The organism is Streptomyces sp. NPDC107538, from assembly GCF_055657445.1.
Genome location: NZ_JBVKAY010000018.1, coordinates 145,275 through 155,016 on the forward strand (window position 1 = coordinate 145,275; position 9,742 = coordinate 155,016).

Consider the following 9,742-nt stretch of genomic DNA (forward strand, 5'->3'; position numbering starts at 1 on the left):
CGGTGAGGTCATGAGTCAAGGTCCACGGTCCGGCCTCGCCGCGGTGAGCAGCGCGTTGCTGGCCATGAGCAGACACCTGGAGGTGCGTGACGTCCTCAAGACGATCGTCGCCTCCGCGCGTGAGCTGCTCGACGCGGAGTACGCCGCGCTCGGGGTCCCCGACGACCACGGCGGCTTCGCCCAGTTCGTCGTCGACGGCGTCAGCGACGCCCAGTGGAAGGCCATCGGCCCCCTCCCGCGCCAGCACGGCATCCTCGCCGCGATGCTCCACGAGGCGACCCCCGAGCGCCTCGCCGACGTCCGCGAGGACCCCCGCTTCGAGGGCTGGCCCAGCGCCCACCCCGACCTGATCGACTTCCTGGGCCTGCCCATCCGCGACGGCGACGAGGTCATCGGCGCCCTCTTCCTCGCCAACAAGCGCTGCCCCAAGCCCGACGGCGGCTGCGGCTTCACCGAGGAGGACGAGGAACTCCTCTCGATCCTCGCCCAGCACGCCGCGATCGCCCTCACCAACGCCCGCCTCTACGAGCGCAGCCGCGAGCTGACCATCGCCGAGGAGCGCTCCCGGCTCGCCCACGAACTGCACGACGCGGTCAGCCAGAAGCTGTTCTCACTGCGCCTGACCGCCCAGGCCGCCGCCGCCCTCGTCGACCGCGACCCCTCCCGCGCCAAGGGCGAACTCCAGCAGGTGGCCGCCCTCGCCGCCGAGGCCGCGGACGAACTGCGCGCCGCCGTCGTCGAACTGCGCCCCGCCGGACTCGACGAGGACGGCCTGGTCGCCACCCTGCGCACCCAGGTCCATGTCCTGGACCGCGCCCACAGCGCCCGCGTCACCTTCTCCGGCCGCGGCGCCCGCGCGCTGCCCGCCGCCCAGGAGGAGGCCATGCTGCGCGTCGCCCAGGAGGCCCTGCACAACGCCCTGCGGCACTCGGGGGCCGAACAAGTCGACGTCACCCTCGACCGGCACGGCGGTGGAGCCGTCCTGCGGGTCACCGACGACGGCACCGGCTTCGACACCCAGGCCGTACGCCGCGCCGGACGCCACCTCGGCCTGGTCTCCATGCGCGACCGGGCGAGCGGGGTCGGCGGCCGGCTGACCGTGGAATCGGCGCCCGGAAAGGGCACCACGATCGAGATGGAGGTCCCCGGTGGCTGACGCGATCAAGGTCCTGCTCGTCGACGACCACCAGGTGGTCCGCCGCGGCCTGCGCACCTTCCTGGAGGTGCAGGACGACATAGAGGTCGTGGGCGAGGCCGCCGACGGCGCCGAGGGCGTCGCCCGCGCCGAGGAACTGCGGCCCGACGTCGTCCTGATGGACGTCAAGATGCCCGGCATGGACGGCGTCGAGGCCCTCAGGAAGCTCCGCGAACTGGCCAACCCCGCGCGCGTGCTCATCGTCACCAGCTTCACCGAGCAGCGCACGGTCGTCCCGGCCCTGCGCGCCGGCGCCGCCGGATATGTCTACAAGGACGTGGACCCCGACGCCCTCGCCGGCGCCATCCGCTCGGTGCACGCCGGCCACATCCTCCTCCAGCCGGAGGTCGCCGACGCCCTGCTGTCCCAGGAGGAGACCAACTCCGGGCAGGGGAGAGGCGGTTCCCTCACCGAGCGGGAGCGCGAGGTGCTCGGCCTGATCGCCGACGGCCGCTCCAACCGCGAGATCGCCCGCGCGCTGGTGCTCTCCGAGAAGACGGTGAAGACCCACGTCTCCAACATCCTGATGAAGCTCGACCTGGCGGACCGGACCCAGGCCGCGCTGTGGGCGGTACGCCACGGTGTGGCCGGATGACGGTCGGATTGTCCGGCAACATGGAGGGTTCCGCTCCGGGCTGAGATTCATACTGTCGGGTGTATGTCCCCCGGACGGCGCATCCTGCCGGGACCGCCCGCGTTCTTCAGTGCGTGCTGCGTGCGACCGCCGCAGTGATCGCAAGGAAGGGCTCAAAGTGAAGAACCTGAAGAAGGCCGCCGCTGTCACGATGGTGGCCGGTGGCCTCGTCGCCGCCGGTGCCGGTATGGCCTCCGCCACCGACGGCGGCGCGCACGCCGACGGCAAGGCCATCGGTTCGCCGGGCGTCGTCTCGGGCAACGTCATCCAGGCCCCGGTCAACATCCCCGTGAACGCGGTCGGCAACAGCGTGAACGTCGTCGGCATCCTGAACCCGGCCTTCGGCAACCTGGGTGTCAACCACTGACGTTCCGCCCCGGAGCACCAGTGACCACCGGCCTTCCAGGCGCCCCTGGGAGGCCGGTCAGGTTGTCACCCCAATGCGCCGAACCGGCAGTTCCCCTCGATCGTCCGTGCCACCGTGTGTCCGCCCGGCGTTGATCAGCGCACGGCCCGCGGGCGGGCCGGACACGTACGACGCAGGAGGAACGCAGCTCATGAACTTCGCCAAGAAGGCCGCCCTGACCGTCACCGCCGCCGGTCTCGCCGCGGGCGCCTCGTCCGGCGCCGCCGTCGCCGACTCGTCCGCGGACAGCGCTGCCGTGCACTCCCCCGGCGTCGGCTCCGGCCTCGACGTCCAGGTCCCCGTCGACGTCCCCGTCACGGTCACCGGCCTCAGCGCCAACCTCATCGCCGCGCTCAACCCCACCTTCGGCAACCTCACGGCCAACCACTGACGTTCACGCCGTACGGGGCCCCGCCAACCCTCAGGGTCGGCGGGGCGTTCTGCTGTGCGCGGGCGCGCCAGGCCGCGCCCCCTTCCCAACTGCGGGCAATCGTGCCGCTGGGGCGGCACGGGTGGGCGCAGCGGCACCCGGCAAGCGCCGGTGAGCGAAACCCCGCCCGCCTCAGCCACAGCCGCCGGGCAACCCACAGCCAAGGCCCCAGCGCACCCACCGGGCAACGCACGGCCAAGGCCCCAGCGCACCGGCCCGAACTACCGCCCCCGCTCCCGCTCCTCCACGAACGCGTTGTACGCCGCCACCTGCGCCCGCCGAGCCGTCCGCTCCACCGGCCGCAGCGCGGCGCTCCGTGAGGCCATCTCGGAGGCGCTCACGGCCCCACCGTCCCCGTTCTCGAACGCCACGGCGATCAGCAACCCCACCCGCTGCGCCAGCTCCAGCACCCGCACCGCACGCGGCGGATACCCGGGCGCCAACACCTCCCGCCCCCGCTCGGCCCGCGCCCGGTACGCGTCGATCGCCGCCTCCGCCACCGGCCCCGACGCGGCGACGTCCAGCCGAGACAACACCGCGGTCGCTTCCCGCAATGCCTCCGCCAACTCCCGCTCGGCCTCCCCGAGGGACGGCACATCGGCGGGCGGCGCCTCCCGTACCTCCAGGCAGTGCCAGACGACTTCCACATGCTCGTCGCCCGCGGGCCCCACCGAGTACACCTCCGGCACCAGCCCCAGCGCACCCCCGTGACAGACGACGGCCTCCTCCGCCTCCAGCGCCCGCTTGTTGAACTCCGGCGGCCCGCTCAGCCCCAGCGGATGCCCCGCCGCGGGCAGCGCGACCCGCAGCCCGGTCACCCCGAGCGCCCGCAACCGCCCCAGCCCGAGCGTCAGCCCGACGGGCCCCGGCTCACCGGGCAACCCCTCCACCCGATGCACCGCGTCCTGCCCGACGATCGCGAGCACCGCGTCATCCGGCGAGACAAGTCCGGCAAGAAGGGCGTTTCCCCATGAGGCAAGGCGTCCTGAACGTGGTTCCGAGAGCATGCCCCCACCCTAAGGACCGACCGAGGGGATGGACGGCCCGACCGGTGGCGTAGATTTCCCTGAGGGCTGCGCCCACCCGGCGGTGGCTCCAACCACAGGCGTACGCGACAGCCGAGACAGGCCGACACTGCAAGGGGAGACAGCGCGCTCATGAGCGATGTTCTGGAGCTGGAGGACGTATCCGTGGTCCGCGAGGGCCGGGCTCTGGTGGACCAGGTCTCCTGGTCGGTCAAGGAGGGCGAGCGCTGGGCCATCCTCGGCCCGAACGGCGCCGGCAAGACCACCCTCCTGAACATCGCCTCCAGCTACCTCTACCCCAGCAAGGGCACCGCCACGATCCTCGGCGACACCCTCGGCAAGGTCGACGTCTTCGAACTGCGCCCCCGCATCGGCATGGCCGGCATCGCCATGGCGGAGAAGCTGCCGAGGCGCCAGACCGTCCTGCAGACCGTGCTGACCGCCGCGTACGGCATGACGGCCACCTGGAACGAGGACTACGAGGAGATCGACGAGCTGCGCGCCCGCGCCTTCCTCGACCGCCTCGGCATGACCGAGTACGTCGACCGCAAGTTCGGCACCCTCTCCGAGGGCGAGCGCAAGCGCACCCTGATCGCCCGCGCCCTGATGGCCGACCCCGAGCTGCTGCTCCTCGACGAGCCCGCTGCCGGACTCGACCTCGGCGGCCGCGAGGACCTCGTACGCCGACTCGGCCGGCTCGCCCGCGACCCGATCGCCCCCTCCATGATCATGGTCACGCACCATGTCGAGGAGATCCCCCCGGGCTTCACCCACGTCCTGATGATCCGCCAGGGCAAGGTCCTCGCCGCCGGTCCGCTGGAGCTGGAGCTGACCTCCCGCAACCTCTCCCTCTGCTTCGGCCTCCCGCTCGTCGTCGAGCAGATGGGCGAGCGCTGGACCGCCCACGGCCTGCCGCTCACCTGACCTCCAACTTCTCCCGATCTTCCGCAAGTCGGGTGCCCCAGTGCCACAACCGGGCCCGGGCGCACCCGACTTGGGTGCCCTCTGTACGCGATCTTTGACCGGGCGCTCTGTTCGGCGGGCGGATCGCGGTTCTACCATGGCCGTTGTGGACAGCATCGACGCATGGGTGTGGTGGCTGATCGGCGCGGCCGGGCTCGGTATCGCCCTCGTCGTGACCGCGATGCCCGAGTTGGGCATGCTCGCCCTGGGCGCGGTCGCCGGCGCCGCGGTCGCGGGGCTCGGCGGGGGAGTCGTACTCCAGGTCGTCGTCTTCGCGATCGTCTCCGTCGCGCTCATCGCCGTCGTCCGCCCCGTCGCGGCCCGGCACAGATCCCAACGGCCCCAACTCGCGACCGGCATCGACGCGTTGAAGGGCAAACACGCCGTCGTCCTGGAACGGGTCGACGGCGCGGGCGGCCGTATCAAGCTGGGCGGCGAGGTCTGGTCCGCCCGCGCGCTCGACACCGGCCAGGCCTACGAGGTGGGTCAGGAAGTGGACGTCGTGGAGATCGAGGGCGCCACCGCGATCGTCATGTGACCTCGTACGACGTGGTCACGAGCCGATGACGCTCTGACCTGAACGACCCACCCGGCAGGCGGTGTTCTGCCAGACTCGACCACAAGATCTTCAACGGCCTCGACAGGCATAAGATCTTCAGGATCTTGAGGACTTTCAAGATCTTCCGGAAGCGACACGGCGGAGAAGGGCTCGGGGAGCACACCATGGAACCGATCATCATCGTCCTGATCATTCTGGTGGTGTTGGTCTTCATCGCCCTGATCAAGACCATCCAGGTGATCCCACAGGCCAGCGCGGCCATCGTCGAGCGGTTCGGCCGCTACACGCGCACACTCAACGCGGGCCTCAACATCGTCGTCCCGTTCATCGACTCGATCCGCAACCGCATCGACCTCCGCGAGCAGGTCGTGCCGTTCCCGCCGCAGCCGGTGATCACCCAGGACAACCTGGTCGTGAACATCGACACCGTCATCTACTACCAGGTCACGGACGCCCGCGCGGCCACGTACGAGGTCGCCAGCTACATCCAGGCGATCGAGCAGCTCACCGTCACCACCCTCCGCAACATCATCGGTGGCATGGACCTGGAGCGGACCCTGACCTCCCGCGAGGAGATCAACGCGGCCCTGCGCGGCGTCCTCGACGAGGCCACCGGCAAGTGGGGCATCCGCGTCAACCGCGTCGAGCTGAAGGCGATCGAGCCGCCCACCTCCATCCAGGACTCGATGGAGAAGCAGATGCGCGCCGACCGTGACAAGCGCGCCGCGATCCTCACCGCCGAAGGTACGCGCCAGGCGGCCATCCTCACCGCCGAGGGTGAGAAGCAGTCCCAGATCCTGCGCGCCGAGGGCGAGGCAAAGGCCGCCGCCCTGCGCGCCGAGGGCGAGGCCCAGGCCGTCCGTACGGTCTTCGAGGCCATCCACGCCGGAGACCCGGACCAGAAGCTCCTCTCCTACCAGTACCTCCAGATGCTCCCGAAGATCGCCGAGGGCGACGCCAACAAGCTCTGGATCGTCCCCAGCGAGATCGGCGACGCCCTCAAGGGCCTCTCCGGCGCCATGGGCAACTTCGGCAACCTGGGCGGCGGCCCCACCGTCCCCCGCCCCACCGACGGCAACGGCGACCGCCGAGAGAAGCCGGCGATCGACTGAGCGCACACAACAGCCTGGGGCCCGCCTTCGAAGCAGAAGGCGGGCCCCAGGCTTTTCGCTTCTAAGGGGCGCGGGGAACTGCGCGATCAGCCACAACGCCCCCGCAGCCCGCAACCAACCGCAACCCCAACGGCGCTCAACGGCGGAGCCCTACGCGGCCCCCTGCGAAAGCCACGCAGGCAACGCATCGAAGTCATCGTGCCCCAGAGACAGCAGCATCGCATCCGCCGGCGTCGGCTCGAACGGCTGCCGCAGCAACAGCATCCCCGCCTGCTCCGGCGTCCGGTCCGCTTTGCGGTGGTTGTCCTCGGCACAGGAAGCCACCGTGTTCAGCCAGGTGTCCCCACCACCCCGCGACCGCGGCACCACGTGGTCCACGGTCGTCGCCCGACGACCGCAGTACGCGCACCGGTGCCGGTCGCGTACCAGCACACCCCGCCTCGACCATGGCGCTTGTCTTCGGAACGGCACCCGTACATACCTGCAGAGCCTGATCACCCGGGGCGCCGGTATATCGACCGCGGCTCCGCGCATGCGCAGCTCGGGGTGGGTCTGCTCGACGACGGCCTTGTCCTGCAGTACCAGCACGACGGCTCGGTTGAGCGTCACCGTCGACAGCGGCTCGAAGCTCGCGTTCAGTACCAGCGTGTCCCGCATCCCAGCCCACCTCCTGTGCCAGCCCACCCCCCGGCGGGCTTGGATCAACTCTGGCCGGGCACGCCGAGATGGACAACGCAATAAAAAATGCCCGTCTCTGATCACTTCCAAGACCAGAGACGGGCAAACGTTCAATGAACGTCCGGCTTCGTTACTTTTCCGCCACAGCGGCGTACTCACCGATGAGTTGAGCACGCGCCAGCGTGTGGAACCGCAGGTTGAAGCCGACCACGGCGGGTGAGGCGTCCGCATCCGGACCGAGCTTCTCCTGATCCACGGCGTACACCGTGAACACATACCGGTGTGCCGGATCCCCGGGCGGCGGCGCGGCACCGCCGAAGTCCTTCGTCCCGTAGTCGTTGCGGACCTGGACGGCGCCCTCGGGCAGCCCCTCGAACTTCCCCGACCCCGCACCCGTCGGCAACTCCGTCACCGACGCCGGGATGTCGAACACGACCCAGTGCCAGAACCCGCTGCCCGTGGGGGCGTCCGGGTCGTAGCACGTCACGGCGAAGCTCTTGGTCTCCGGCGGGAAGCCCTCCCAGCGCAGCTGCGGCGAGGTGTTCCCCTCCGCGTAGACCTGGGCGTCCTTGAGCGTGGAACCCGCCTCGATGTCCTCGCTCGCGACCGTGAAGGACGGCACGACCGGGTGGAAATCGTGGGGGAGCGGCGGCCTCTTCGGCTCGGTCACCTCGATACCTCCTGATGGATCCGGGGTAGGTGTGGTTCCAGTTGTGTCGAGCAGGTCGAGCCTAGAACCAACTGCGCTTGCTGCCGACCTCCGACAGCCACTGGTTGAGATACGCCGCCCAGTCCGTGTTCTGGTAGTCGTGCAGCCCCACCTTGAACGAGCGGAACGAGTCGCTGCCCTCGCTGAACAGACCCGGCTTCTTGTCCATCTCCAGCACGACGTCCATCTCGCGCTCGTCGGCGACGAAGCTCAACTCGACCTGGTTCAGACCGTGGTACTGCTGCGGCGGGTAGAACTCGATCTCCTGGTAGAACGGCAGCTTCTGCCGCGTCCCCCGGATGTGACCGCGCTCCATGTCCGCGTTCTTGAAGCGGAAGCCCAGCTGGATGAAGGCGTCCAGGAGGGCCTGCTGCGCCGGCAGCGGGTGCACGTTGATCGGGTCCAGGTCACCGGAGTCGACCGCGCGCGCGATCTCCAGCTCCGTGGTCACACCGATGTTCATGCCCGGCAGGGACTGCCCCTGGATCGTGGTGACCGGCGTCTCCCACGGGATCTCCAGCCCGAACGGCACCACGTGGACCGCCCCGGCCTTCAGCTCGAAGGCACCACCGAGCCGCTGCTTGGTGAACTCGATGTCCTGCTTGTACTCCGCGTCCTGGCCCTCGACCTCGACCTTGGCCTGGAGACCGACGGACAGCGCCTCGATCTGCTGGTCCACGGAGCCGCCCTGGATCCGCACCTCACCCTGAACGACACCGCCCGGCACGACATTGACCTCGGTCAACACCGTCTCGACCGAAGCGCCACCGGCTCCCAGGCTCGCGAGCAGCCGCTTGAACCCCATATCTGTTCCTCCCGTCAGGCAACGCCTGCATATAGCTGTGTGGTGTGGATCCTTGATCCCTACAAACGCAGTCCGGCGGCCGCCGGTTCCGCGTCCTCCCTCTTCCCCACCCTTCCAAGTGAGGACGCCACCTGGCCACCCGTCGGCACACACCCGCCGGGGACTACGCTCGTACGCCATGATCGCGAGCTTCGACCGTACGCCCCTCGCCCGCGAGTTCTTCGACCGCCCCGTACTGGAGGTGGCACCGGACCTCCTGGGACGCGTCCTGGTCCGCACCTCCCCGGACGGTCCGATCGAACTCCGCATCACGGAGGTCGAGGCCTACGACGGCGCGAACGACCCCGGCTCCCACGCCTATCGGGGGCCCACCGCCCGCAACGCAGTGATGTTCGGTCCGCCCGGACATGTGTACGTCTACTTCACCTACGGCATGTGGCACTGCATGAACCTGGTGTGCGGACCGGAGGGCCGGGCGAGCGCGGTTCTGCTGCGGGCCGGCGAGATCACCGAAGGTGCCGACCTGGCCCGCAAACGTCGAATCTCGGCCCGAAATGACAAAGAACTGGCCAAAGGGCCCGCGCGCCTCGCCACGGCCCTGGACGTGGACCGAGCCCTGGACGGCACGGACGCCTGCGCCCCGGACACCCCGCCCCTGACGGTCCTGACCGGCACCCCCGTCAGCCCTGACCAGGTACTCAACGGTCCCCGCACCGGTGTCTCCGGGGACGGCGGAGTCCACCCCTGGCGCTTCTGGATCGCCAACGACCCGACAGTCAGCCCGTATCGCGCCCACGTCCCCCGCCGACGCTCAACTTGACTCGCCCCTGGGCGATCCGTAACGTAGCCCGAGCCGCTTGAACCGGTTACGGCGATCAGCCAGCAGCCGAGAGCGGCCAACCCACTACCTACGACATCCCCTCGGCGGGGGCGAATTAGGCATGCCCTGATTCCAGCCCGCAGCACTCAATTATGAGTTGCCGAGGGAATCGGCTAACGTAGTGAATGTCGAAAGGCCGCACGGGAAACCAAGAGGCCAAAGACAGCCGAAAGGCAAATCCCCCCGACAGGGAATCGGATCGGAAAACGATCTGATAGAGTCGGAAACGCAAGACAGCAAGACCGAAGGGAAAAGCCCGGAGGAAAGCCCGAGAGGGTGAGTACAAAGGAAGCGTCCGTTCCTTGAGAACTCAACAGCGTGCCAAAAATCAACGCCAGATATGTTG

12 protein-coding genes are annotated in these 9,742 nt (G+C 69.4%); 8 read left to right on the forward strand and 4 right to left on the reverse strand.

From position 1 onward, the window contains the following. Positions 1–10 precede the first annotated feature (10 nt). From ACZ7MG_RS38800 to ACZ7MG_RS38815, 4 genes are all read left to right on the forward strand, one after another. Complete coding sequence (locus ACZ7MG_RS38800; RefSeq protein ID WP_471391429.1) at positions 11–1,156, forward strand: GAF domain-containing sensor histidine kinase; 1,146 nt, start codon at positions 11–13, stop codon at positions 1,154–1,156. Next, complete coding sequence (locus ACZ7MG_RS38805) at positions 1,149–1,790, forward strand: response regulator (RefSeq protein ID WP_471391425.1); 642 nt, start codon at positions 1,149–1,151, stop codon at positions 1,788–1,790. The genes ACZ7MG_RS38800 and ACZ7MG_RS38805 overlap by 8 nt, the downstream gene beginning before the upstream one ends. A gap of 157 nt (positions 1,791–1,947) precedes the next feature. Beyond that, complete coding sequence (gene chpE / locus ACZ7MG_RS38810; RefSeq protein ID WP_257563315.1) at positions 1,948–2,196, forward strand: chaplin ChpE; 249 nt, start codon at positions 1,948–1,950, stop codon at positions 2,194–2,196. Between the two features lie 190 nt (positions 2,197–2,386). Further along, positions 2,387–2,626: a chaplin family protein gene (locus ACZ7MG_RS38815; protein WP_471391421.1), complete on the forward strand. Its 240-nt coding sequence runs from the start codon at positions 2,387–2,389 to the stop codon at positions 2,624–2,626. Positions 2,627–2,886: 260 nt separating this feature from the next. On the opposite strand, the gene ACZ7MG_RS38820 is transcribed toward ACZ7MG_RS38815, so the two are convergent. Beyond that, positions 2,887–3,672, reverse strand: a complete 786-nt coding sequence (locus tag ACZ7MG_RS38820) for a hypothetical protein (protein ID WP_471391418.1) — start codon at positions 3,670–3,672, stop codon at positions 2,887–2,889. A gap of 150 nt (positions 3,673–3,822) precedes the next feature. Here ACZ7MG_RS38820 and ACZ7MG_RS38825 point away from each other — a divergent pair, with 150 nt between their 5' ends. The 3 genes from ACZ7MG_RS38825 (at position 3,823) to ACZ7MG_RS38835 (ending at position 6,324) form a co-directional block, all read left to right on the forward strand. Then, a complete protein-coding gene (locus ACZ7MG_RS38825; protein ID WP_471391416.1) occupies positions 3,823–4,614 on the forward strand; it encodes an ABC transporter ATP-binding protein in 792 nt (263 codons plus the stop codon). Between the two features lie 145 nt (positions 4,615–4,759). Further along, positions 4,760–5,191 (forward strand): NfeD family protein, encoded by a 432-nt coding sequence (locus ACZ7MG_RS38830; RefSeq protein WP_471391413.1) that lies wholly within the window; start codon positions 4,760–4,762, stop codon positions 5,189–5,191. A 185-nt stretch (positions 5,192–5,376) separates the two neighbouring features. Beyond that, a complete protein-coding gene (locus ACZ7MG_RS38835) occupies positions 5,377–6,324 on the forward strand; it encodes an SPFH domain-containing protein (protein ID WP_471391411.1) in 948 nt (315 codons plus the stop codon). A gap of 150 nt (positions 6,325–6,474) precedes the next feature. Here the strand turns inward: ACZ7MG_RS38835 and ACZ7MG_RS38840 are convergent, their stop codons facing one another. The 3 genes from ACZ7MG_RS38840 to ACZ7MG_RS38850 all read right to left on the reverse strand — a co-directional run bounded on the left by ACZ7MG_RS38840 (position 6,475) and on the right by ACZ7MG_RS38850 (position 8,516). After that, positions 6,475–6,981, reverse strand: a complete 507-nt coding sequence (locus tag ACZ7MG_RS38840; protein WP_471391409.1) for an HNH endonuclease — start codon at positions 6,979–6,981, stop codon at positions 6,475–6,477. 151 nt (positions 6,982–7,132) lie between these two features. Further along, complete coding sequence (locus ACZ7MG_RS38845) at positions 7,133–7,672, reverse strand: YbhB/YbcL family Raf kinase inhibitor-like protein (protein ID WP_471391406.1); 540 nt, start codon at positions 7,670–7,672, stop codon at positions 7,133–7,135. Positions 7,673–7,733: 61 nt separating this feature from the next. After that, positions 7,734–8,516 carry a sporulation protein gene (locus tag ACZ7MG_RS38850; protein ID WP_471391403.1) on the reverse strand — a complete coding sequence of 261 codons (783 nt, stop codon included), beginning with the start codon at positions 8,514–8,516 and terminating at the stop codon, positions 7,734–7,736. Positions 8,517–8,694: 178 nt separating this feature from the next. Here ACZ7MG_RS38850 and ACZ7MG_RS38855 point away from each other — a divergent pair, with 178 nt between their 5' ends. Continuing rightward, positions 8,695–9,336 (forward strand): DNA-3-methyladenine glycosylase, encoded by a 642-nt coding sequence (locus ACZ7MG_RS38855; protein ID WP_471391401.1) that lies wholly within the window; start codon positions 8,695–8,697, stop codon positions 9,334–9,336. Positions 9,337–9,742 lie beyond the last annotated feature (406 nt).